The sequence below is a fragment of the secondary endosymbiont of Heteropsylla cubana genome (genome assembly GCF_000287355.1).
Taxonomy (GTDB): Bacteria; Pseudomonadota; Gammaproteobacteria; order Enterobacterales; family Enterobacteriaceae.
Window position 1 is genome coordinate 362,276 of sequence record NC_018420.1, and the last position, 26,975, is coordinate 389,250.

At 30.3% G+C, this 26,975-nt stretch carries 18 protein-coding genes; 5 read left to right on the forward strand and 13 right to left on the reverse strand.

The genetic code is table 11. The features are described from left to right. Positions 1-440 precede the first annotated feature (440 nt). Complete coding sequence (gene epmB, locus A35E_RS00890; protein ID WP_014888793.1) at positions 441-1,469, reverse strand: EF-P beta-lysylation protein EpmB; 1,029 nt, start codon at positions 1,467-1,469, stop codon at positions 441-443. Positions 1,470-2,807: 1,338 nt separating this feature from the next. Here epmB and bioA point away from each other — a divergent pair. Further along, entirely contained in the window at positions 2,808-4,097 is a 1,290-nt protein-coding gene (bioA, locus tag A35E_RS00895) for an adenosylmethionine--8-amino-7-oxononanoate transaminase (protein ID WP_044105087.1), read from the forward strand. 599 nt (positions 4,098-4,696) lie between these two features. On the opposite strand, the gene tyrS is transcribed toward bioA, so the two are convergent. The 10 genes from tyrS to A35E_RS00945 form a co-directional block, all read right to left on the reverse strand. Next, complete coding sequence (gene tyrS / locus A35E_RS00900; RefSeq protein ID WP_014888795.1) at positions 4,697-5,980, reverse strand: tyrosine--tRNA ligase; 1,284 nt, start codon at positions 5,978-5,980, stop codon at positions 4,697-4,699. A 101-nt stretch (positions 5,981-6,081) separates the two neighbouring features. Continuing rightward, on the reverse strand, positions 6,082-6,732 hold the full coding sequence (pdxH, locus tag A35E_RS00905) for a pyridoxamine 5'-phosphate oxidase (RefSeq protein WP_014888796.1): 651 nt from the start codon (positions 6,730-6,732) through the stop codon (positions 6,082-6,084). A gap of 2,533 nt (positions 6,733-9,265) precedes the next feature. Continuing rightward, positions 9,266-10,909: a lipid IV(A) 4-amino-4-deoxy-L-arabinosyltransferase gene (gene arnT / locus A35E_RS00910; RefSeq protein WP_044105186.1), complete on the reverse strand. Its 1,644-nt coding sequence runs from the start codon at positions 10,907-10,909 to the stop codon at positions 9,266-9,268. Further along, a complete protein-coding gene (arnD, locus tag A35E_RS00915) occupies positions 10,906-11,811 on the reverse strand; it encodes a 4-deoxy-4-formamido-L-arabinose-phosphoundecaprenol deformylase (RefSeq protein WP_014888798.1) in 906 nt (301 codons plus the stop codon). The genes arnT and arnD overlap by 4 nt, the downstream gene beginning before the upstream one ends. Continuing rightward, on the reverse strand, positions 11,808-13,793 hold the full coding sequence (gene arnA / locus A35E_RS00920) for a bifunctional UDP-4-amino-4-deoxy-L-arabinose formyltransferase/UDP-glucuronic acid oxidase ArnA (protein ID WP_014888799.1): 1,986 nt from the start codon (positions 13,791-13,793) through the stop codon (positions 11,808-11,810). Before arnA ends, arnD begins: the two co-directional genes overlap by 4 nt. Next, on the reverse strand, positions 13,790-14,770 hold the full coding sequence (arnC, locus tag A35E_RS00925) for an undecaprenyl-phosphate 4-deoxy-4-formamido-L-arabinose transferase (protein WP_014888800.1): 981 nt from the start codon (positions 14,768-14,770) through the stop codon (positions 13,790-13,792). Before arnC ends, arnA begins: the two co-directional genes overlap by 4 nt. A 1,883-nt stretch (positions 14,771-16,653) precedes the next feature. Beyond that, positions 16,654-17,424, reverse strand: coding sequence for a glycosyltransferase family 2 protein (locus tag A35E_RS00930; RefSeq protein ID WP_014888802.1), 771 nt, complete (start codon positions 17,422-17,424; stop codon positions 16,654-16,656). A gap of 11 nt (positions 17,425-17,435) precedes the next feature. Beyond that, on the reverse strand, positions 17,436-18,698 hold the full coding sequence (waaA, locus tag A35E_RS00935) for a lipid IV(A) 3-deoxy-D-manno-octulosonic acid transferase (RefSeq protein ID WP_195909744.1): 1,263 nt from the start codon (positions 18,696-18,698) through the stop codon (positions 17,436-17,438). Positions 18,699-19,826: 1,128 nt separating this feature from the next. Further along, positions 19,827-20,957: a glycosyltransferase family 4 protein gene (locus A35E_RS00940; RefSeq protein WP_014888804.1), complete on the reverse strand. Its 1,131-nt coding sequence runs from the start codon at positions 20,955-20,957 to the stop codon at positions 19,827-19,829. 1,611 nt (positions 20,958-22,568) lie between these two features. Next, positions 22,569-22,997 carry a DNA polymerase III subunit psi gene (locus A35E_RS00945; protein ID WP_014888805.1) on the reverse strand — a complete coding sequence of 143 codons (429 nt, stop codon included), beginning with the start codon at positions 22,995-22,997 and terminating at the stop codon, positions 22,569-22,571. A gap of 294 nt (positions 22,998-23,291) precedes the next feature. On the opposite strand from A35E_RS00945, the gene kdsC reads away from it, so the two are divergent. From kdsC to lptB, 4 genes are read left to right on the forward strand one after another with little or no spacing between them, the layout of a single operon-like run. Continuing rightward, positions 23,292-23,855: a 3-deoxy-manno-octulosonate-8-phosphatase KdsC gene (kdsC, locus tag A35E_RS00950; protein WP_014888806.1), complete on the forward strand. Its 564-nt coding sequence runs from the start codon at positions 23,292-23,294 to the stop codon at positions 23,853-23,855. Further along, positions 23,852-24,418 (forward strand): LPS export ABC transporter periplasmic protein LptC, encoded by a 567-nt coding sequence (lptC, locus tag A35E_RS00955; RefSeq protein WP_014888807.1) that lies wholly within the window; start codon positions 23,852-23,854, stop codon positions 24,416-24,418. The genes kdsC and lptC overlap by 4 nt, the downstream gene beginning before the upstream one ends. Next, a complete protein-coding gene (gene lptA, locus A35E_RS00960) occupies positions 24,399-24,908 on the forward strand; it encodes a lipopolysaccharide transport periplasmic protein LptA (protein WP_014888808.1) in 510 nt (169 codons plus the stop codon). Before lptC ends, lptA begins: the two co-directional genes overlap by 20 nt. Positions 24,909-24,954: 46 nt before the next feature. Then, positions 24,955-25,680, forward strand: coding sequence for an LPS export ABC transporter ATP-binding protein (gene lptB / locus A35E_RS00965; RefSeq protein ID WP_044105090.1), 726 nt, complete (start codon positions 24,955-24,957; stop codon positions 25,678-25,680). A 152-nt stretch (positions 25,681-25,832) separates the two neighbouring features. On the opposite strand, the gene acpS is transcribed toward lptB, so the two are convergent. Further along, positions 25,833-26,213, reverse strand: coding sequence for a holo-ACP synthase (acpS, locus tag A35E_RS00970; protein ID WP_014888810.1), 381 nt, complete (start codon positions 26,211-26,213; stop codon positions 25,833-25,835). Further along, a complete protein-coding gene (gene pdxJ / locus A35E_RS00975) occupies positions 26,213-26,944 on the reverse strand; it encodes a pyridoxine 5'-phosphate synthase (RefSeq protein WP_014888811.1) in 732 nt (243 codons plus the stop codon). The genes acpS and pdxJ overlap by 1 nt, the downstream gene beginning before the upstream one ends. Between the last annotated feature and the right edge of the window lie 31 nt (positions 26,945-26,975).

Below are 26,975 nucleotides of genomic sequence, written 5' to 3' on the forward strand. Positions count from 1 at the left end.
CAACTAAGTTTTTTAATTTATAAAATTTTTTCTTAAAAAGGTTTAAAATGAGATATGAACTATATAATCTATGCGACAGTGATCCTTATCACTATTTTAGCATTTTAGTTTAATGATAATGATTTAATTAATTGTCATTTAAATATAAATTACATAAATAACATTTATAATCAGTATTAATCATTAAAGAATAAACAAACTTATTTATATGTTCACGCGGACTTGTTAGTAAATATTTAAAAATGCACCTAGATTGTTTAAGGTAGATCTAACATGTAAATATTTATTTTAATTTTTCTTAAATATATATTAAGTAAAAAATATTAAATTTTACTTTGATTATAAGAAAATACTATTTTGAGGGAAATTTATCAAAAATTCTAGATAAGATAAATTTTAAGATATTTTACTATAAAAGTAAAATTTTAAATATAAACCTATTAATTTTGTCGTAGCTCAAGATCTAATAAGGTCTTACTGGCCTCACCAGCAATTTCCCGTACTAGTCGTGGCACTAGATATCCGGAAATTTTTTCTAGTAGTTTTTTTATAATTTGCCGTGCTTGAATATCTTCCACAATAAAATGTGCTGCTCCTTGAACTTTATCCAAAACATGCAAGTAATATGGTAAAATCCCCACAGAAAACAACGCTTGGCTTAATGAAGCTAGTGTATCCGCATTGTCATTTATTCCCCGAAGTAAGACACTTTGATTAAGTAAAGTTACGTTTGCGTTGTTTAACAAATTAATACTATTGGATAATTCGATATCAATTTCATGTGGATGATTGATATGTGTTACTAATACAACTTTGAAGCGGCAGTTAGCTAATCGTTGACATAGACTTACAGTAATTCGTGCTGGAATTACAACTGGTAGGCGAGTATGAATCCGTAAGGTATTAATATGAGGGATGTCTTCAAGTAAGCATATAATTTCATCTAATTCATTATCTTTGGCCATTAACGGGTCTCCACCAGAAAGAATGATTTCATTTAATTCATGATGGTTTCGGATATAGTTCGCAATATGAGGCCAATTTTTTTTGTTAGCTTGATTTTCATGATAAGGAAAATGTCGTCTAAAGCAATATCGGCAATTAACTGCACAGTTTCCTTTAACTAATATTAGTGCGCGATTTTTATACTTTTTAATTAATCCGAGTACTGTATTGTCTTGTTCATCAAGTGGGTTATTATGGTAATCTACCTTTAAGTTAAATTCTTCGAGCGTTGTAATTACTTGGCGTAGCAATGGATCTTCTGGGTCTTCTTTTATCATTCGCGCTGCAAAAGCTCGAGGTACGCGAAACGGGAATAGTCGTCGTGCTTCTGCACCTTTTCGTAGTTCGGGATGATTTTCAAGATTAAGTAGTTGAAGAAGATTCATTGGATCAGTAATGCTGTCGGCTAGTTGATGTAGCCAGTCTTCTTTAGTTTTGTGATTTTTCATAATAATGGATTTCATCTTAATTATTACCTTTTAGTTCTATTAATCTATTTTTAATCATGGCTAACAAACAGTATAACTTACAACGATATTTATCAGTCTATATTAAGTAGAGTTATTCTTATGATTTCTTAATCACATAAAGAACATATTTAATATTTTGATTTCTTTTTAAATCATTGATTGTCTATTTTTTATTTAGAAAAAAGTTTTAAGTATTAATTAGGGAGTTTGTATTTTCAAATGGTTTAAATTTTTATATTGATCGAATTAAATATGTTTTAAATAAACATAAATAAATATTCGTATCTTTTTTTAAAGAAAAAGCATTTTTTTCTATAATTATAATTATAACGTAGTTTAATGAAAATGTTTTTTAGTGATACGAATAGTGAATGTTTTAGTCGATAAGAGAATGAATGATTGTAATATAATCTTTTTAAATATTTAAACAATATATGCAATTATTACAATAATTGGATATATCTATATAGTTAGTTGTTTTTTTTGATTTTTAAAAGTTTTGTATTATATTTTAAATTTGATTAAGTTTTTTTGGTTAGACATTAACAAAAACATGATACGATTAAAATAAAGCGTCCACTTGTTTGTAAGTGCTGTTTTTATATAAACATTGTAAATCTATTTATTAAAGTAATTTAGAATTAATCGTTTTTTTGTCGATTATCTTTATGATGTCTACAATATTATAGTACGAAACCAAAATGCATAAAGTAGTGCTTTATGTATATGTTGTAAAAGTTATTATTTGTAATAATAATTTTTTTTATCTATTACGCATTGTTTTCAAATATATAATAAATACACCCTCAATTAGGATAGATTAAAGTATAGCAAGTATAATTATAATAATATTATACAACAATAATATATTATAGTTAAATCAAATCATCTATGTTTTTATAAGAAAGAAAATTGTTAATTTATTAATTTAGTAAAAATTCTAGATGTTGCTTACGGAGAGTTTATCAGATTTAAAACATAAAAAAATAAAGTATAGGTTTTATTAGAAGATAGTCTACTCACTACAATGCTTATGTTTTAAAGTTGTTTTATTAAGTTATTATTAACTACGAAAGCATTAAGAATTTCAGTAAAGATGTTTTTTTTGGTCAAAAACTGTATGTAGAATTTGTTACTTAAGTATTTGTTGAGTTTCTTAAAAAATTAAAAAATAATTTGAATATATAGTTGTAATTTAAACTATATGATACAATCCAAAAAATTATATATTTTTTAATATATTCCAGCGTACACTAATAGATGGTACTTTTTTTAGAGTTTACAGGTACTATCTTAAAATATACTCAAAATTTAGTTCATCAGGATAATTTTATGAAAGCCGATGATCTTGCCTTTGATCGACGCCATATCTGGCATCCTTATAGTTCTATGACTCGATTTTTACCTTCTTACTCCGTTATTTCTGCGGATGGTTATAAGCTTACTCTTAGCGATGGTCGTTCACTAGTAGACGGTATGTCCTCTTGGTGGGCAGTTATTCATGGTTACAATCATCCAGTGATCAATCAGGCTATGCAGGATCAAATTAGTCGTATGTCTCATGTCATGTTTGGTGGTATTACTCACCTTCCAGCAGTATCTTTATGTCGTCGCCTTGTAAGCATGACTCCTCCTGGTTTAGATTGCGTCTTTCTTGCAGATTCTGGGTCGGTAGCTGTAGAGGTAGCCATAAAAATGGCATTTCAGTATTGGCAAGCTCGAGGTGAACCACGCTATAAATTACTTGCTCTTCGACATGGATACCATGGGGATACGTTTGGTGCAATGTCGGTATGTGATCCAGATAATTCAATGCATAGTCTATATAAAGGTTATTTGCCTAAGCATTTTTTTATTCAACCTCCAGGAAGAAGGTTTAATGATTCCTGGTGTGAAGGTGACGATAAGGAATTAGTTGATTTTTTAGCGCTGCACCACCATAGATTAGCAGGGATGATTTTAGAACCGATTGTTCAAGGTGCTGGTGGGATGCGTTTTTATCATCCGGAATACTTACGCCAGGCGCGTATTCTCTGTGATCATTATGATTTATTATTAATTGCAGATGAAATTGCTACAGGTTTTGGACGAACTGGTGAATGGTTTGCCTGTAACCACGCTGGGATTTCGCCCGATATTTTATGCATAGGTAAAGCTTTAACTGGAGGGGCTTTAACTTTATCTGCGACCTTGACGGGTCGCCATGTGGCAAACACCATTAGCGATAGTGATGCAGGTTGTTTTATGCATGGCCCGACATTTATGGGTAATCCCTTAGCTTGCGCTGCTGCTAACGCTAGTCTTTCTTTATTAGAAGACGAGAGCTGGCGTCCTCGTGTGGCGGCTATTTCTTCGGAACTTCGTGCTGGATTGTTACCCTTAATTGAACATCCTAGAGTATACGATGTACGAGTATTAGGTGCTATAGGGGTTGTTGAAACCAAAGATTCAGTTAATATAGCGACATTACAGAAATGGTTTGTAGATCATGGTGTATGGATTCGTCCTTTTGGAAAGCTAATTTACTTGATGCCTCCTTATATTATATCAATGAAAGCACTTAGACAGATCATTGAAGCCATTGTTGATTCTCTAGATGTACCTGTACACTTTTTATTGTGATTGTGAATTATTTTAGTCTCTGCTTTGTTAGAGAATGTTGGTTCTTATTGTGTTAGCATGTTTTTAATAGATAGATTTAAGGTTTTTGGATATTGTATCAACCTGTTTTTATTAAAACTAAATTCTTTTAATCAGAATGAAAAAAATTGATTCTTTGACAACATAATTGAAGAGTTATTGACCATGTTTATAGTTACAAGAAACGTATAACTAGTTTAATTGATTATTTTACTATGCATGTATATTTGTCGCAATTCTTATTATAAAAAATCTTTTTATCCTTAATATTTTTTTTAATCTTACTTATCTATTGATAATAAAATGCATTTTATATTAATATATAGACTATGAAGGTAATGAGAAAAAAATACATTAAATTATAGTAAGATTTTTATAATTATTATTTTTATATGTTACTTATACTTAAGATGTAAAAATAGTTAAAAAAAAGTGTTGCTAACAATTCTTGCAATATTATAAATACATGAGAATCAATTGCTACAAAAGATTATAAATATTCTCATTACAACAATCTATCATAAATTTTTATAAACTTTGAATAACCAAAGGGCTACAAGCCCCTTTTAAGAATATATTAATTATTTTTTTAAGTTCCATTTAATTAAATGGTAGTGTTTTTTTCCCCGCTTTAGTAGAGTAAATTGATTGTAAATCCTGTCAGTATCATTAAAAAGGTAGTTTACAGATGACTCTTTTTTATCATTAATTGATACGGCATTTGAGATTATTAAATTTTTAGCTTGAGCAAGTGAGGGTGCAAGTTTAGTCACGACCAGAACTTGTTGTAAATTATTTCCTAATGTGATATAGGAAGTTGGCATGCCATCTAGTTCGAGTTGAAGGAAATCATCTTTAGTTAAATTCGATAACACCCCTGTAAATAAACTGGTGGTGATACGTTTTGCTGTAGCTAATCCTTGCTCACCGTGCACTATACGAGTCACTTCTTCTGCTAATACATATTGAGCCTTTGGACTTTTATTGCTACTCAGATCTTCTTGTTCGAGTTCATTGATGATCTTTAGATCAAGAAAAGTAAAAAATTTTAAAAAACGATATACATCTTTGTCCGCAGTGTTAATTAAAAATTGATAAAATTTGTAAGGACTAGTTTTTTTTGGATCCAACCAAATCGTATTGCCGCTACTTTTACTGAGTTTGCTACCATCTATTCTAGTGATGAGCGGGACTGTTATTGCATAAACTGTATTCCGGTATAAGCGACGTGTTAAGTCGATTCCAGAAATAATGTTGCCCCATTGATCAGAGCCTCCTATTTGTAAAGTTGCACCGTATTCTTTATGTAGGTAAGCAAAATCGTATCCCTGTAATAAATTGTATGAAAATTCAGTAAATGAAATACCACGATTAGCTTGCGTTAATCTCTGCTTGATGAGATCTTTATTGATCATTGTGTTAATGGAGAAGTGTTTACCAACATCACGCAAAAAAGTTAATATGTCAATAACACTAAACCAAGTATAGTTATTTACGACTAAGGCGCTGTTATTTCCACAATCAAAATCTAAAAACCGCGAAACTTGACATGTTATATGTTTTACCCATTCTTGAACAGTTTCTACCGAGTGTAGCTTACGTTCAGTGGCTTGAAAACTAGGGTCTCCAAGAAGACCCGTCGCTCCTCCGATTAAAATAATAGGTTTATGTCCGGCTAGTTGAAAACGCTTCAGACATAGTAAAGGAACTAAATGCCCAAAATGCAAGCTATCAGCACTTGGATCAAAACCGCAATATACCGAAATCGATTCAGTCGATAATAATGCTGCTAATGTTCTTTCATCCGTAATTTGGGCAATTAGATTACGATTTTGAAGATTTTCTATTAAATTGTTGGTGGCCATATAAATCCCTTTAAAAAGAACAGAAAATAAAGTAGTTAAGGGCCATATCTATGATTATTCTTCTGCTTCATTTTTATATTTTTTAGAAAAAAATAAAAAAATTATGGTGCTAATCGATCAAGTTGCCAACTATCGATTGTTCGTTGGTATAGAAATCGATCATGTAATCTATATGCGCGCCCTTGCCAAAATTCCATTGCTTCGACTTTTACTCGATAACCTCCCCAGAAACTAGGTAGGGGTATGTATCCATTTTTAAATTTTTGTTTTAATTCTAGAAATTTGTTTTCTAGTACATTTCGAGTAGGAATGCGGCTAGATTGTTGCGAAACCCAGGCGCCTATTTGACTCTCTCGGGGGCGGCTATGAAAATATTTCATTACTTTAAAAAACGATAATGGTTTCACTTGCCCTAAAACTAAAATTTGTCGTTCTAGTGAATTCCAGGAAAAATGTAGGCTAATCCGAGGATTATTCTGTAAATGTGTGGCTTTTCGGCTGTTGAGGTTAGTAAAAAATACCATTTCATTTTGATCGAAATATTTAAGTAATACTAAACGTTGATAAGGTTGTCCATTTTTATCTACTGTACTAACATTCATAGCAGTGGCGTCAGGAATCTCCGCGGTACGCGCTTGTTTAAGCCACTTTTCAAACAAATCCATAGGTTCTGTGGTTAAATCACTGCGTCGTAATCCACTACGAGTGTATTCCTTGTGTAAGTTAGCAATATCGGTTAATTTTTCAGTCATAATGTGCTGATATAGGGTAGGATGAAAACTCTTATTCTGCGCTGTGCCAACAAAAATCTCAATTATTTAACGTATAGTAATTCCAATAATAATTTATTTATCGAAGAAGATTTTCTAATTTTAGCATAGTGTTTAAATAAAAAAATCTTATTAGAGTTGTTTATTCAGTAGATTTTTTATAAAAATAGATTTTTATTATGTCGAATCATATAGTTGTGTAGGTATTTTCTGTTGATCTTGATCCCAACTATTTTTGTTAATCATGGTTTTCTCAACTTGGATTTGATTTAAAGTTTCATAAATGAAGCATAGTTATTATTGGTAATAACATCTCAGATAAAATTTTTGTGACAAAATATTGTTATTTTTAGTTAGTCATTATTTTTTTTGTTTTTTTTCATGTTTATATAATTTCTTTTTAAGAAAAGAATTTTATATTTTTTTTATTAAAATAAAAATAATTTTTTATTAATTCGTATATAAGTTTATCAAAAAATTTATATATAAAAATATCACCCTCGCTTAAGATTTTTCTAACTTTTATTAATATTGAAGTTTATGTAAACCAATAAAGATGATGAATCATGGTTTTATAAGCGTGAGATTAAAATCTGAATAAATAGTTTTATTAATTAAAGTAATTGTGCAGGTGTATTTAAAATTGATTTATATTAAATTTATAAAAATTTTTGATTTTATTGATGTCAATATATTTAGTTTTTTTAATATACCTCTTGCGGTATAATTTTACTTAAGAGAGAGTATTTTCTAATTTATATTGTTTTGTTTGCTTTATAATGAATCAATAATTTAATTGTTTTCAATAAAGTTTAAATAAAAAATGCCTTATAATATAAGTTGGTTTACAAAAACTAATTTTTACTTTAATATCTATATATCACGAATATATGAGAGTTTAATCACAATGAATTATTATATCCAAAAAACCATTTTAAATTAGAAGAGATAATTAATATATAATTAGATAATGTGGGTGTTTGTTATCGTTAGTAAAAAATTTATATAATATAAACTATGGTTGTAAAATTTAAATAATATACCTTCGTATAAACCATAAATTAGATCTTTTCTTGTTGAGATTTGTAAAATTTTATTTAGTTATATTAAGTTTGATGGATATCATAAATTATGATACAGACATTCTCGTTTGATCAAAATATTAACAATAGTTAAAATGTTAAACAATTGATTTAACTAATAAGGTGATTAAATTACATGTTTGTCTTTCGAAAAAAAGTAAATACAAAGAAATAAGCGTCATTATTGTAATAATAATTTTTTATAAAAAATATTTCGTTGTAGAAAAATAATGATGATATTTGATGCTGAAGACATTGCTAGATGATATCCAGTGTTCTGATTATTTGATGACGTTTAAATATAAACTATTTTTTTATAAAAATTTAAGAAAAATTCTTTATATTGATATCTAAAATATAATTTTTCTCGTTAAAGTGTACCATTTTAATAAGAATTTTTAACATTCATTAGGGTTAGACCATCAAACCTATCAGAATGTAATGATCTAGCACTTAAAACAATAATAATAAAATATTTTATATCTTTATTAGCTAAATATTCACATAATACACAAATATTGGTAATGCTAAAATATAAATAAAATTATTTTTATGGTAACGAATGCTATTTAAATCTAAAAAATATAAATTTAGCAAAATAAAAAGTAAGTGTTTAGTTATGAATTTTATCAACTCAAAAATGATTATAATAACATCCTTCCATTATTTATAGTACAACATTGATTGTATATAAATAAAATATTTTTTATAGAAAAAGCTAACCTCTAATAGTTAAAATAAAAGTCATGTAGTCGAAGGTCGTTTAGATTTCAGGAAGAAGATAGTTCGAAGGTACTTTACTGTTGATATTAGTTATCTTAATAACATTAAACAATGTTTTTTTGCATTACATTAATAAAAAGTTTATATACATTAACAAGATATTTACTTAAAGAATAGAATTCAAGCTCTGTTCAAAACGGAGACTATTTATTTTTCTATAGCCACTAAAACATAATTTACAATAAGAAGTGAATAAGTTTTTTTTATAGAAACAATATGATGTTTTTAAAAAAGTTTTTATAAAAACTTATAGATTAGAATTTGTTTGACTAAAAAAAACAATTTTTAGATCGCTTGTTAATATATAACCGTATATTTTAACAAAATCTATGCTATATCTTTATCAAGAATCGTTTCCTGAATCAAATGATGTTCACAAGAAATATTTCGTTGTAAATTTATTGTGATTTATATTTTTCTGGATTCAATATAAAGTGAAAAAAATAAGCATTATTTAATAATACTAGATCTAGTTATCATTAACATTCTACTGTAATTACAAAAATATAATTAATACTGTCCATCTATAACAATAGATTGGTGAACCCCCATGTTTATTTTCGAATAATTTATGAGTTGTTTTATTAATATAGGTACTAAAAAGAGTGAGGTGATTTAGGAAAACAAATAGATAATTAATTGTATTGATATTAATGATAGATTAAAAGAACAAGACGTCCGCTTTGGTAGATTTGATCTGGGTGTAATACAAAACTAATACTTTCATTTTCTTCCTCTAGAAGGAGGACTAATGCTGTTGAACAGTTTTTCTTAGAATGAGCATGTAGCCATTGTGAAAAATTTTCTTTGCAAATAAAACGGTTATAAGAATCAGCATAACTTAAACCATAAGCTAGTTCTCCCCGATGTTCAAATAAAGAAATATCGCTACGTTTTAACTCCCAGGCAAGGGTTGCTGCTATTCCTACGTTATTAGAAAAGATAAATTGACATTTTTCTAGATAAGGTTGGACTGTACGGATAAAAGATTGCGGCTGCTTTGCATGGATTATTTTATCCGGTATAGATTGACCTATTAGTATCTCAATTCCTAGTGGACATAACGCTGCTAAATACCACCACGTAGATGTTTTCCATACAGTTAACGATCCTAAAACTGCCCAGATAACAAAACCAGAGATTCCTAATAGAAGTTTATACTTTTCATTTGGAGAGAATATTATATTTTGGAACAAATTCCAGGGAGTTAACATGGTAGCTAGTACAAGAATGCAAGATAGCCCAAATAGTAAATTGATAAAACCATTAATTTTTAATACAACTTTGTTAGCTATCGTAGTGTAATGCGCTATTAGTAGAGCTAATGGGCTAAAGCATGGAAGAATATAAGTCGGTAATTTTCCTTTTGACAAACTGAAAAGTAGTAGTGGCATGCTAACCCAGCTAAGTAGATAAAACCCTTCATTTTGTTTTTTACGTTGCAACCAAGGATGATAGAGACTTGCTGGTAAGAGTCCTGTCCAGGGTAAGGTGCCTGCAATTAATAAAGGAAAGTAATACCAAAAAGGGGCTTTATGTTGCGCTGTATTGCTTGCGAATCGATGAAAATGCTCAGTCCAGATAAAATAGTACCAGAAGTCTGGTTCGCGGTTTGCTATTGCAATAATCCAGGGTAAGCTTATTATTATAGCACCGAATATGGAAAGAAATCCATAAAGAAATATTTCTTGACAGCGTTTTTGTAAAATGGTCCATGGTAAAATGCTCAGAAATGGTATAGCTAGCGCTAAAAAGCCTTTTGTCATAAATCCCAACCCACATATAATACCTAAGATTATATAACCTAGTCCTTTGCTCCAACCTTTAGGTAAATGTGCTGCTTTCCAAAAAACATACATAGCAATTGTGATCCATAACGAAAACATTGGATCAAGTACCGCATATGTTCCAATACTATACACCAATAAGCAGGAGCTATATATTATTGCTGTAGTGAGAGCGAGAGATTTATCGTTCCATAATAGAACAGTTAACCAATATAATGTAAGTGTTATTAGACTAATAGAGATTGTAGAGCCAAAATGTACCGCAAAATTAGTATGGCCAAATAACCACTGGCTAAGATTATTTATCCAATATCCAATAGATGGTTTTTCAAAATAACGCAGACCTAAAAATTTTGGATTAATCCAATCACGACTTACTAACATTTCTCGACTAATTTCAGCGTAACGGGTTTCATCTGGTTGCCAAAGATTGTTAAAAGATATAGATAAAATATAAGAAATCGCAATAATAAAGATTATACCAATTCCTAATTTAAAAGATTTCATTCTTTTATTGGCGTTAATAATTGTTGACATCCTACCCATCCTTCTCGTCCTGGAATTTTTCTGCGTATGACTTTACTGATTGGAAATTTTATGTTTTTTTTAAAGAGTAGTTCTCTCAAGGGACAAAATTGGATGCCTTCTGATTTAGCTATTGATAACAATTCTTGAAACATTGTATGTAGCGACATTCCCTCTATTTCTGCGTGAATAGTGTAAACTGGGGTTCCTTTGTCAGCATTCATATTATTAATAATAAAGCGATTATAGTTTTTACGAGTAGTAGATTGGTTAATGACTTCGTCAAAGGTAGGTTGTGTTACTGGAATTTGGACCGTGCTAAGATTTCCGTTTTCTAATATCACTTGAAACGGCTCTATACCACGACAGTCGCTGTTATATTGAAAGTTAAATTGTTGCTTAATCTCTATTATGCGATTATCTGCACGCCAACCTGCAGCAGCTGAGCAGGTTACTGGGCGCTTAATAATTGTAGTTAGTAGATTTTGGGCTATGCGGATTTGTTCTGTTAACTTTTTTTTACTCCAAATGCCAGACCATGTCTGCCACGCAAAATGATCCCAAGCATGTATACCTACTTCATGTGTTTTTGCAGTATCTTGAATTTGCTTTGCAAGCTCTTTTCCTATTTCTCTGCCAGGCCAAGCAGTTCCCGCAAGTAGAATATTCCAACCATAAAGCGTCGGAGCGGAGGAGCGAAACATCTTTAAAAGAAATTGTGGTTTTACTAAACGCCATAAATGGCGTCCCATGTTATCCGGTCCAACAGTAAAAAAAAATGTTGCCTGAATATTTTGTTCGGATAGCAATTCAAGAAGTCGAGGGACACCTTCTTTAGTGCCGCGCCAAGTATCAACATCGATACGTAGACCGATATTTTTCATCGTGTTTCTTTTGTTAGATCGATCGTTTTAAGAAAAAAATCTAAAGTTTGGTCAATAGTTTGTCTTATTGGAATAGAAGGAGTCCAGGCTAATAAGCGTTGAGCATTTCGAATACTTGGTTTTCGATGCTTTACATCTTGATATCCCTTCCCGTAGTAACTACTACTGTTTACATTTTGAAATCCAGCAAATGGAGAAAAACGAGGGCGTAATGGATGTCGTTCAAAGCTTTCTAGTAGTAGTTCCGCTAACTGTCGAATGCTAACTTCATTACGTGGGTTACCAATATTAATTATCTGACCATCGCAATTATTTTCTTTATTTTGAATAATGCGAAATAGTGCTTCGATTCCGTCGTTAATATCTGTAAAACAGCGTTTTTGCTCACCTCCATCTATTAATTTAATAGGTTTACCTTCTATGAGATTTGAAATTAATTGCGTAATAGCACGAGAGCTGCCAATACGCGCTGCATCTAAATTATCCAGACGAGGCCCTATCCAATTAAAAGGACGGAATAACGTAAAACGTAGTCCTTCTTTTTCACCGTAAGCCCACAAGATTCGATCTAGCAATTGTTTTGAAACTGAGTAAATCCACCTTTGCTTATTTATGGGTCCTACGATTAAGCGAGAATTATATTCATCGAAAAATGGATCAGTACACATCCCATAAACTTCTGAAGTTGAAGGGAAAACAATTCGTTTTTTATATCTAACACAATGACGAACAATTTTAAGATTTTCTTCAAAATTTAGCTCAAATACTCGTAATGGGTTACGAATGTACTCAATCGGGGTTGCAATTGCTACAAGAGGAAGAATAATATCACATTTTTTTATGTGATATTCAATCCATTCCGCATAAATGCTAATATCACCCTCTATAAAATGAAATAATGAGTTTAACATAAATCTTTTGATAGCATCGGTACCAATGTCTAGTCCATAAATTTCGTAATTACCTTCACGTAAAAGGCGTTCAGTTAAATGATTTCCGATAAAACCATTTATCCCAAGGATAAGTATACGGGTACGTCGATTATTGTTGATAAGCGGAGGAGGTCTATTAAGTATGGCACCTTTTTCTAAATTGAGCTCTTGCGCTATTTGATAGCCATGCATATAAACACCTGGCTGAACCTCTCCAGTCTGAATTTTAAGTATATTTTCTCCACAAGAGATAATAAGTGGATCGATAGATAAAATTTTTCCTGGTTGATGTAGAGTGTTGGTAAAATCTACGCTTGCCTTCCAAATAATAAATTTCTTCCCACCCGCGTAGCTAAAAGCACCTGGCCAGGGTTCGGTTACACTGCGTATTAAATTAATTAGAGTATTGGCTGGTTTTGTCCAGTCGATCTCTCCATCTTCTGGTTTTCGTCTTCTTACGTAGGTAGCTATACTTTCATCTTGTTGTTTTTCAATGTATTGTTGTTTTCGAATTTTAGGTAATATCTGCTCTAGAAGTTTTTTTGCTTCTTTACATAATTTTTTATGAAGCGTCATTGCATCATCTTGCGATGTAATAGGGACTGTATATTGAGCAAGAATATTACCTGAATCAGCACGTTTTATCATGCGGTGGAGGGTAATTCCAGTTTCTGTTTCACCATTGAGTAGAACCCAATTTAAAGGAGATCGACCTCGGTAGCGAGGTAAAAGAGAACCATGTAGATTAAATGCGCCACGTTTTGGGAGATTCAATATATCCTGGCAAATTAGATTACGATAATAGAATGAGAATATTACATCTGGTTCCAGTGCTTTAAGTCGAGAAATCCATATTGGGTGATTAAGATTATCTGGAGCAAAAATTGGAATATTATGTTCTGCAGCGATATGCGATACTGAGCCGAAAAATATTTTTTCTGATTGTGCGTTAGGGTGTGTAATTATAGTTACTATAGTGTAGCCTGCATTAATAAGTGCTGTGATTCCTATACAGCCTATATCATGGTAAGCAAAAATAATAGCTTTCATCGTATTTCCTGTTGAGAAGACAGTGGTTTTTCACTAACCACTCGTTGGATAAAATAACGTGGACGTGCACGTACATCAGTATAAATGCGGCCAATATATTCCCCTAATAGACCAAGTCCAACAAATTGTGCACCGATAAAAATAAACAATATAGAAAAAAGCATAAATACGCCTTCAATTGACCAATTGGTGATAAGAAACAAACGTAACATGACGAGAATAAAGAAAAATATAAATCCAAGAAGACCAATGATAGCGCCAATAATACTCAATATGCGAAGCGGTGTGGTTGTGAGGCAGGTGATTAGATCGTACATTAGGTTTATAAGTTTTATGAAATTGTATTTAGTTTTTCCAAACCCCCTTTCTGAATGCATTACAGGTATTTCAATAATTTTTCTCGCGAAAGTATTAGCAAGAATCGGAATAAATATACTACGTTCGTTGCAGTGTAAGATAGCATCGATAATGCCCCGGCGATAGGCCCGCAACATACAGCCGTAATCACCCATAATTTTACCAGTTGTTCTTTGAATTAGAGCATTAATTATGCGTGAAGTACGTTTTCGGAACCAATTGTCTTGACGATTCTTTCTTACTGTTCCAACCACATCGTAACCTTCTTCTGCAACTTTAACTAATCTTGGAATCTCTTCAGGTGGATTTTGCAAGTCTGCGTCCAGCGTTATTATTAAGTCGCCAGTCACATAGCTAAATCCAGCTAGAATGGCAGGATGTTGGCCATAATTACGGTTTAATAATATAGCAATAATATGACTATCTGGAATTTCTGCTGCTGTGGTCAGAATGTTAGCACAATTATCATTGCTTCCATCATCCACCAGAACGATTTCATATCTAGCATTAAGTTTTGTACAAGCTGCTATTGTACGGCGCATTAGTTCTGGCAGGCTTTCCTGTTCGTTATAAATTGGAATTACAACTGAAACTTTCTCAATTTTTATTGGTGTCTTCATATTTAAACCTAAACAATGAGATGAAATGTGTTCAATCATGATCGTGATAGTGTTATTTGTTACAAACCAAGAAAATGCTAGTGAACAATATATATATGCAGAGTTCCAAGAAATAAGCGTGCAGACTGGTTTAAGAAAGTCCTATAACAATATTTTTAATAACGGTATGTCAATCCTTTTTTGTCTTTAGAAAGTGAGTAGAAAAATCATTGTATTATCTACGTGGTTTTATATTAGTTTGTATGCACTGCATTAAGTTAATAATGATATTAATATTTAAGAGAAGTTGATGTATTAATAATTACTGGTGAGTTGCTATCATTTTTTAGCTTTTAGTTTGTTTTTGCATGATTCACATTAGATTTAGCTAATTCTAATTAGTGCACCTGTAACTACTATATGAGGTAGTTAGTAAGTTTATTTTTTATCTATTAGCGCTGTTTTCTCCTTTTTTTTGTAAATTATATTAGTTTTTAACAAAATACCGACTAACAAAGGGCATTCTTTTTAATGTCGATAATAAGAATTGTCATTTTCAGTTTCCCTGGTGGGTGCAGATTCACTCTTCTTGATTTTTTTATCGATCATGTTATTATATCTATTTTATACTATGTTTAATATATTAATAACGTAGTGTTTTTTTAGAAGTGCAGGAAACTAGCAGAGTGGAAATCTTCTATTTCATTAGCGATAATATTGTAGTATTTGCTTAATGTTTACGATATTAATGACGATTAATGATGGATAAAAAATCCAACTTAGATGGTAGACTTTTTTGGATTTTTGTTTATTGCGTTTTCGCTGAAACGATTAATTCTTATTTGCGTATTTAAATTGGAATATATCTAAAATAAAAAAACATGCGCGTTTATAATTAACAGACAACACTTCTATGTTATTTCGATAAGTTGTTCTTAGTAGTGTTATACATAAAGTAGAAAAAATCTTTAATTATGAGTCGTTTTATATCATTTAGAAAATCTCCAAAAAGATAAAAAATTTATACATGATTAAATTTCTTTTGTTAATAGTATTTTAAAATAACTATTCGACTTTTAAAGAGCAATAATTCAATTATATTTTTAGTGTAATAATTTTTTAAATATTTTTAAAAGAATAGATTTTTATTCTTAGTTATTCTTAATAACACTAATAGCATTGTTTTTACTTCAATGAAATGTGAATACCGTAAAGACTATCTTTTAAAAAAATCTCTAATTTAGCAACAAATCTATACAAGTATCTGCATTTAAAAATAAAGATAATTTTGATCTATAGGAAGCTTGCATATATAATAGAAAAAGATACGTCAGTTTTTTTTGAATTATTAATCAAAAAAAATTAAATTTTTAATTTTAAAAAAGGTTTTTATATTGATTTTATTTATTGAATGTAGTATATATTATTATAATTTTTTTTATATATTGATGAGTGGAAATCGTTTTAAAGTAGTATAAAATATTTTTTTAATAAAAATTAAGTATTTTAATAATATTGCTATTTGTTGAACAAACATCAATATGTTATTAAATTATTTATATTATGTTTAATAATGATGTGCAATAAAATGGAAATATTAGATTAAAACGTTCAGTTCACTTAATTGTTTACGTATTATTGTAAGAATAAAAAAATGCATCTATGTTAATAATTTTATTGAAATAGATATATATCTACAATAAATTTATGAGACAAGAGTATGTATATGCTCTATTTGGAATGATCAATCTTTATAAGGTGATATTGCCTAATAAGCATATTATGAATGATGCGAATTTTATTGTGTAGATAAAATCTATAAGAAATTTAAAGAAAGCAATGCTTAATTAATCAGTAAAATAATTATTTCTTTCATTTATTAAAGATATCAATAAATGGTGGTTTTATAGTTTATTTTGTTTATTTAAAGCCCAGAGTGTAGTATATTTATTAAAAGTATATTGCGCGTTTATCATAGCGAGTATCCACCCATGTTTTCCGTCCAGGAAACCTGCTCGCAGTAACCAACTTCTTAGAAAAGAACTAATAGTATGAATAATGATTTTTATAATTCCATATTTGTTGGTTTTTTTAAAACTTGATTTCGCCCATATTTCTGCATACCATAATTGTTTGCGTTGAAAAGTTATTAAATCTCGGCAGGTTAGATGTTCTAAATCTCCTCCCAAAGAAACAACATCAGCATGTCCTATCGTTAGGGATTCATGAACAGGAAGTGCATTATAACCATAATGTTCACGTTCATAGAGTCGCACTACGCGATCTGGATACCAACTTCCGTATCGCATGAAACGATCAAGAAAAAGATTACGTCGTGTACAGCTATAAACTGTATTGGATTTAGGATTTTTCAGGACGTTTTGAATAGCTTCTCGTAAAGATGGGGTAACACGCTCATCAGCGTCTAGCATCAGAATATAATCGCTGCTAGCATATGTTTGTGCTAGTTGACGTTGTACACCAAAACCTATCCATTCATCAGTATGAAATACACGTGCGCCTGCCTTTATAGCAATATTACGAGTTTGATCAGTGCTTCCATTATCTAATACTATGATCTCGTCTACCCAATTTACTGACAATAAACAAGCTGGTAGAAGTTCAGCTTCATTTTTCGTAATGATTATAACGGATAGGAGATTTTTATGAAACATTTGTTAGCTCGTTATGAAAGGTAAGGCTTTAATAAAATTAATAATCGTTGAAGAGCGCCTTGATTTTGCTGAAGAACTTTAAGTGCTTGAGATCCTGAGTATAGACGGTGTTTTTTATCAATTAAGAGAGCAGAAATTGAACTGACTAATGTTGTTGCATTTATTACAGGAATCAATCCATTAGATTTTTCTAATTTTTTGCAAATATCAACAAAATTTAAAATATTTGGTCCCATTAATATAGGGATGGCATTAGCTGCCGCTTCTAAAGGGTTATGTCCTCCGTGATTGACTAGGCTGCCACCGATAAACGCTAAATCGACGATACCATATAGTAGCATTAACTCGCCCATAGTATCACCAATAACTACCTGTGTTTTAGAAGTTGGAATTTTGTTGCTGCTACGCATAATATAATTAAATCCGGCTTTCATTGTGATTTTGGATACTTCTAAAAATCGCTCTGGATGCCGAGGAACAAGGATTAACAAGAGATTAGAAAATCTAGATAAAAGTTTGCGATGTACTTTTAATAAAAGGAGTTCTTCTCCCTTATGTGTACTGGCAGCTATCCATATTGGTCGATGAGGTGCCCATTGGCGACGAAGAGTAATGGCTTGAAGTGCTAATTCTGGAGTAATGGAGATTTCAAATTTTAGGTTACCAGTAATAGCTAATTGATTTTTCTTTAACCCAAGTTCTAAGAACCTGGCAGCATCTTCTTTACTTTGCGCTGCGATAAGTGTAATACAACTCAGAATTTGACTAATAAAAAAGTTAAATTTTTTATAAATTAAACTAGTACGAGTAGATAAGCGTGCATTGGCTACAACTAGTGGAATACCGCGTTGGTAAGTTTTTTTAATTAGATTAGGCCAAAGCTCAGTCTCCATGAGGATTACCAGCTTTGGGTTTACTTTCCGTAAAAAACGACTCATTATAATAGGGAGATCATAGGGTAAGTAGACATGGTAGATATTTTTTTCAAATACTGATTTTACTTGATCCGATCCAGTAGGGGTCATTGTTGTAACGATAAGAGGTAATGATGGATAGAGTTTTACTAATGCTTTAATTAAAGGAATTGCCGCAAGTGTTTCGCCAACTGATACGGAATGAATCATAATTCCGCCAGGTTTTATTTTTCCTCGGCAAAAGCCATACCGTTCCTTCCAGCGCTGTCGGTAAGCGGGCACCTTTTTGCTGCGCCACAATAATCGGATCCACACCAGGGGTTGAATTAGCAATATAAAAATATTGTATAACATTATAATTTTTTAAATTTAATTATTTGTTTAATTGAGCTAAGTTGGTTTTTTATCAGATCACTTCCAGTTTTATTTAGAATGATATATTTTTTTGAAGGATAGGTGTATAATCTAACAAATGATTTAAACTAAAGTATTTTTTATAAATTTTTATCCTCTCTGATATAGTCTCTTTGAGAGGTGGGATAGATTTTTAATATTGACATAATAATTTTTTTTTGTTTCCGTGCAATAAAGAACGTTTAAATAGATGTAATTTTTATTACTATCACATAGCAGATAAATATATTTTAAATTTTATTATTTTTTTGATTATATGTTAATAATCTTTCTTTATTTAATAAAATTTGATTTGTTTAGATTCATTATGTTAATTGGAGATAAAATAATTAAAAAAAAATAGTTGAAAAGATCTAGTTTAGAGATTATGTCATCTCATGACATATAGTCAACTAGATTAAATATTTAGTGATGTAGTTTTACTAACCGGAAGATATTTACTATAATATTATTTGTTTTTTTTCTATTCAAACATTGTTTATTTGTTTGTTAATGATAGTTTTCAATCAGCTTTGATGCAGTGTGAGTTTTATGTTGGTTTAAAATATTTTTTTTAGATATTTCATTAGAAAGTAATGAAAAATTCTTTTTTTTTAAAAATTTTATTAACAATAAATTAGTTAATAAAATCTTATAAACTCCAAGTAGGAATCCTGGGTAATTAATTATAGTTTCTTGTGAAGAATATAGAAATAATAAACGATTTTGTTGGGATTGTTTTGAGATATTTATTTTAGAAAATATAAGGATTACAGAGTTTTGTTTATCGATTTTTTAATCTAAAAATTATATTTTACAAAATTATTTTGTTATTTAAAATATTAGTTTTATAAAGTATTTTATACTACATGTAGTATATCATATAGAATATAGTACATTTAAGGTTTTTTATGTATAAAACTTACTCCACGGCATAGAAAACAAATGATTCAGTTAAACGGATATTAAATAGTTGCATATTTTATAAAAACATACTTAAAATCGGTTTTATTCTTATTTGCTTTTAAAAAACAACTTTGTTGTTTAGTGTCAATAATTAAAACTTATTAATAATTATATAGTTAAAAAATAGATTTATAATAATAGATCTTTATATAAAGTTTTAAGTTGATGAGATAGAAGAAAAGGTGTGTAGTAACTTACACGTTTACGTGCAGCATCGCCCATAGTAGAATCTTGATTTTTAGAACTTATTTCAGAAACAAACATTTTAAGACTTGCAACATCTAAAGCATCGCATACAAATCCTTCCCGCCCTTGTTCGATTAATTCTGCACCTCCACAACTTTTGCTAGTGATAATTGGCAATCCGCATGACATTGCTTCAAGAATTACGTTAGGAAACGGATCGTATAAGGAGGGTAAGATTAGAGCATCGGCAGCTTGGTAATAGGGTAGTATATCGTGATAAATTCCAATAAAACGTATTCGGGATAGATGGCCTAAACTTTGTGCTAATCGTTTATAACGGATATGATGTTTGTCATATCCAACAACGATTAAGTAGTGATTGGTTCCCGATATCGCTTCAATCACTTGTCGGAGTCCCTTTCGTAAAAAACCGGAACCAACAAAAATTAACGCGAACGCTTGTTCTGGAATTTTTAGGGCTTGACGAAGTTCTCGGCGTTTTTTTTTAGTTGGAGGTATAAATATTGTTTGATCAACACAATTATATATTAAGGCGAATTTGTTCTCTTCTAACCCATAGCATCGCATAATATCATTTTTTACCATAATTGAGTTACATATGATTTTTTTTAGTTTTGGAGAGCGAAACATTTTACTTTCTTCGGACAGTATATACTGGTGATAAGGACTGATGTCAGTTAATTTCTTTTTGTAAAAAGGGACAACGCGTGAACGATGTTTTAGCCATATTTTATGAACTCCATCACCCGCTCGAAAAATATCGCAACCAGTAATACGTTCATGGCTTTGTACCAAGTTAAAATCATGTTGTGTCCAGTATTTTTTAGCTTCGTTAGAAAATTTTTTTTCACGTGTTATCCGGTGATATCCATTTGTAGCACAGATATGTACATGCCGGTGGGGTATAGATTTTGTTTTTTCCCACTGCTGCGTAATAAGATGTATTTCTATGTCGCTATTTTTAAGTGCTGCTAAGGTGTTGGAGATAAAGCGTTCTGCGCCGCCGTCAAGACGGTACTTTTTTCGTACTATTGCTAAGCGAATAATGGTCATAGTCAAAATTTATTTTTCTTATATTATTTAGGTTATATAAAATTATATAGCGCTTAATTAATAACTTATGGATATATTTTCAATAGATGAAATAACTGTTTGACATGAAAGAAAATCATTGTTTTTTTATATAGAGATTATTTTTTTACTTTATAGCGTAAATATTTTCATATTTTATTATCACTATAGTTTTTTATTCTATAAATGATATTTATTAATATGATCTCTATCACCTATCCCAATTCTTTGCAGTTCAATATAACTTGAAAATCAAATCATTATTGAGAACACGATATATACAAATATTATGATTCCCGTCAAACCTCTAACTAAATAATGTAAGTTAAATTTTTTTTATTAAAAGTATTGTGATATATTTAAAGGTAATAGGGGATTTTAATATTATAGTAAAACACGATATTAGTTTATAATTATATTATGTTTTTTATACATTAAAAGTGATTAGTTAATCATATTTATTACATAAATATAATTAATGGGATCTTACGTTTCGCAAAAAAAAACAAAATAATAAAAATTATATTTTTGTTAAAAAGTTTTAGAAAAATTGTTAGTTTAATATTTGATTAGTTTGATTACTTTATATATAGACGAAAAATTTAAATATTAGGTACAGAATCTGTGTTTTGTATTATAAGTGTTTAAAAGTTATCCATAAATCTAGTGTTTTAGTGTGGTAAAATAAAATATGAATTAATTGTATCTATATTGTTTTTTTATAAAATAAGATATAGATCTTGAAATAAAAACATCTATTCAATGATGAAAATATATTCTGCATTTCATTAAAAGAAATAGATATTATTTTTATAAAATTAAATAATAATGCGATTACATCGTTCTAATTAAATAAATAATTTATAGTTAGCTAATATTAAAAATAAATAAAATTTTTGATATTATAGTCTTTATTTATTTTATATTTTAACATCAAAGATAACTCTAAGATTATAATCATCTTTAAATAGATAAAATTTATTTATATTATTAATTAATAGACTTGAATAACTCCGCATCTTTGTGGTTTAAAAAAATAAACAAGATTATCTGTTTCTTAACATGAAATTTAGTTAAGATATTTTTTTGAAAAAAAATGAAGGTACGAAAAAAATATATTTACAGATTAACGGATGTATAAATCATTATAATAATCCTAATCATTAATCAAACTTAAATATATTTTACATTAAAACCTATATAAATAAGTAATTATATTAATTTAAGGTAATTATACAAATTAAATAAACTGGATTGATTTAACAGTCATAAATAATCAACCAATAAGATTGCCTTGGAAATGAGAATCGAGATTTGAATCTTAAATAGACAATAAATTTAATAATGAAAAGATAGTTGTTCCTTGAATTTGATATGGATATATCAATAACTCTCTTTTTCATAAATCAATTATTAAAGACTATCTTTATGTGTTTTTTTGTCTTTTAGTGTTACTGTTTTATTTTTTTTTTGAGTAAGGTTTTTAAAGAGATCATATATTGTTAGTATAAATATTAATTTTTAAAAAAAAATATAAAACCATGAATTATTAAACAATAGTTTTTTCTAAAAAATAAAGCGAAATTAAAAAAATTAGTCGGATATATTAGCAATGAGTCGTTTATGGCGAGTTATTACCTTCCATAATTCTCGTTTTGCGTTACTGTCTTGTGTAATCATTTCTAATGGGTCAGTCTGAAAAGATATTCCTAAAAAATTTTTAGTGGCTTTAATCCCGATCCACCAACAATAGCAATTTAATTTGCTCGGAAATAGTATTACTTGATTTGGTATTACTTCAAATAATTGCGAAGGGTTTAAGTTCATACTACGCGCTACATCGCATATAAAAGGATAATATTTTTGTATGGAAGAATTAGATATTAATAGAAAAGGAGTATTATGATTAAAGAAATCAACGACAGTTGGTTTCTGAAATATCAATGGATTTCGGAGATTCCATTGAGTAATGCCGAGTTGTTTTAATTGCCAGTTACGTCTTGTGATGCTTTTTGTTCTCATCTTGATTTTTTTATTCTACCACTCAGTGAATTTAGTTAAAAGATTAAATATATAAATTATAATGTTCTGTATTTTTTTAGTTAATTTAATAAGCAGTAATTGTTAAATTATTTTTATAAAAGTAATAAAGATGATTTTAAAGAAAAATTATTATCAACTTTTATCTATAGAATAAACTTTATCAGATTATCGGAATTTAAATATTTTTTTTAAAAATATCAAACTTAATTTTATAATTTTATAGATATAGAGAATATACAGCATTTTATAAGAGATAAAATTAGGAAGAACATTATGCAAGAAAAGTCCATGATTAAAACATGCTACGGCCCGGTAGACTCTAAAGTGCTAGAACGAGCTAAGGGTATTCGCCTATTAATTTGTGATGTAGACGGTGTTATGTCTGATGGTTCGATTTATTTAGGAAATGAGGGTGAAGAATTAAAAGCATTTAACGTTAAGGATAGATATGGCATTCGCTGTCTTTTGATGTCAGATATTGAGGTTGCTATTATTAGCGGTCGTTCTGGAAGGATTTTAGAAAATTTTTGTTCTACTTTAGGTCATATACATCTTTATCAGGGGCAATCAGATAAAACCTTCGCATTTCGCATTCTTTTAGAAAAATTGGAGTTGATAGCTGAAAAAGTAGCTTATATAGGAGATGACTTGATCGATATTCCTGTTATGAAGCAAGTAGGTTTGAGTATAGCAGTAGCTAATGCTCACCCACTATTAAAATTAAGTTCTCATTATATTACAAGTCTCACTGGAGGTCGAGGTGCCGTGCGAGAAGTGTGTGACTTGGTTTTGTTAGCGCAGGGAAAGTGGGATGATATTAGAGAGAAGTCGACATGAGCAAAAAAGCTTATTGGACAACAGCTTTGCTAATATTAGTTCTATTGGTAACCGTTACTTTAAATTTAGATAAAATTAAAATATCAGTGAATCAGGCGTCAGAAAAAAAAAATGAACCGATTTATCAATGCCAACAAACAAAAACAGCTATCTATAATTCAAATGGGTTGCTTAATTATGAAATAGTGGCTAATAAAATAGATTATTCTTTTAAAGAAAGAAACACTTTATTCACGTTACTGTTTATTAGAATCCTCAATGAGGAACAAATATCCTCGTGGATTATAAAAGCAGATAAAGGTAATCTCGATAAAAATAGAATCCTTTATTTGTGTGGCAATGTTCAATTAGATAGCAAGATAAATGATTTTCAGATTAAACGTATATTAACGGATGAAGCAGTGATTAATCTTGTTACTCAAGATTTTTTTTCTAGTAATAAAGTGACTTTATATGGTCCTGGGTTTGAATCTACTGGAATGCAAATGTATGCTAATTTTCGCAATAAGACTGCTACTTTAATTGAGAAGGTACACACATCTTATGAAATCCAGAATTCATAAGGAAGGTGCTACACTACTCCTGTTTATCTTATTTATTGTTGTATTTAGTCCTCCAGTCCAGGCATTAACTAGCGACAATCAGGAACCTATTTATATCGACTCTAAAAAACAAGAGATAAATATGCTAGCTAATACAGCAACTCTGAGAGGAGAAGTTATAATAAGACAGGGGTCTATGAATATTTATGCTGATAAGGTGATGGTTACTCATTACAATGATAAGCTAAGAAATATAATTATAGAAGGATATGGTAATCCTGTGAGTTTTCATCAATTACAAGATCATGGTAAGCTTCTACACGGTCGTGCGCAAAAAGTGCGTTATGAGAGTGCTACGTGTAGAGTAATTTTCATAGGAAACGCTTATCTTGAACACTTATCTAGTAATATTCAAGGTGACCAAATTACTTGTTTACTTAATAAAAAACAGATTAAAGCGGTGGGTAGTAAAGGAAAACAGGTTACTAGTGTGTTAATTCCGGGACAATAAAAGTCGGGCAATGTAAAATACAGCATCATAAATAAACATGGGAACTATGGCTACATTAATAGTGGAAAACTTATCTAAATCCTACAAAAAACGGCTTGTAGTAGACAATGTGAGTCTTAAATTAAGTTCTGGTGAAATTGTTGGTTTGTTGGGACCTAACGGAGCCGGAAAAACAACTATATTTTATATAGTTTTAGGAATTATTCCTAGTGATAATGGTCGGGTTCTTATCGACAGAGATGATATTAGTCTTTTTCCACTGCATATGCGTGCTCAACGAGGTATCGGTTACCTTCCTCAGGAAGCTTCAATTTTTCGTCGCTTGAATGTATTTGAGAATTTAATGGCTGTTTTGCAAGTTCGTCGAGAATTATCCCGCAAGGAACGCAAAAGTCGTGCAAATGATTTGATGGAAGAGTTCCAGATTACTCATTTGCGATATAACCTTGGTTTGTCTTTATCCGGAGGCGAAAGACGTCGGGTTGAGATTGCTCGTGCGCTGGCTGCTAACCCTAAATTTATATTGTTGGATGAACCTTTCGCTGGGGTGGATCCTATTTCTGTTATGGATATAAGAAAAATTATTAAACATTTATGCGATCGCGGGATCGGTATTTTAATTACTGATCATAATGTACGTGAAACGCTAAATGTATGCAATCGAGCCTGTATTGTTAATAGGGGAGAGCTTATTGCATATGGTTCTCCAGTTGATGTTATGCTTGATGCGCACGTTAAACAGGTTTACCTAGGTGAAGGTTTTTATCTTTAAGATCTTCTAAATATAATAAGTGGATTTTTAACTGAACATTATTCAGAATCTGTTGATTGTGGTATTTTAATTAAATAAATTAATTTGATTAAAATTTTTAATAAAATTAGACTTTTAGTTGTTCTAAGTAATTGAAATACTATAATTATTTTTTATCGCTCAAAAACTACTGTTGCGTAAGCATATTTTTTTTCATCAGACAAGGTAATATGCGTGCTAGTGATACGTAACCAATTAAACAATATAGCCGCTTGATCAAACAAGCGTAATGATGGTTTTCCCAATACATCTTTATATACTTCAAACTGATAAAAAGCAACTCCATTGCGAAAACCTGTTCCTAGGGCTTTAGAAGCTGCTTCTTTTACTGCAAAACGCTTAGAGAGAAACCGTTCTGGATGATTATGATTTTTATATTCCTGCCATTCATCTGGACTTAAAATTCTCCGCGGGAGTCGATCGCCGGTTCGGTAAAGGATTCCGGCAATACGTTTTATTTCTATAATGTCGGTACCAATACCGAAAATTGTCATTAATTACGCGCTTCACGCATAAGAAGTTTCATTTCTTTTACTGCATTTCCTAGCCCGCTAATGAGTGCTCGGCTAATAATAGCATGTCCTATGTTTAATTCTTGTAATTTCATCAATGCAGCTATAGGTTTTACATTGTAATAATGAAGTCCGTGTCCGGCATTAACTTGTAAACCTAATTGTACAGCGAAATCAATATTTTGACGAATATTTAAAAGTGCTGAAGCGCGGCAGATTTCGGTTTTTGCATTAGCAAATGTACCAGTATGAATCTCAATACAAGATGCGCCTACCTTTTCTGCAGCTATGATTTGTTGCTGATCAGGATCGATAAATAGCGATACTTTAATTCCATTATTTCTTAAATGCATAATGGCTTCTTGTATCTCATCTTGTCGATTAAGAATATCGAGCCCTCCTTCAGTGGTGATTTCTTCTCGTTTTTCTGGAACTAAACAACAACAATCTGGGATTACATCGCATGCGATAGAGATCATCTCTTTCGTAACAGCCATCTCTAAGTTCATCCGAGTATGGAGCGTTTTTTTTAAAAGTTGGATATCACGATCAGTAATGTGTCGGCGATCTTCTCGAAGATGTACTGTGATTCCGTCTGCTCCGGCCTCTTCAGCAATAAAAGCAGCTTGAATGGGATCAGGCCAAGTTGTGTTTCGCATGTTACGTAATGTTCCAACATGATCTATATTTACACCCAGTAATAATTCTGACATATTGTTTTCCTAAAATAATTAAGGATTTTTT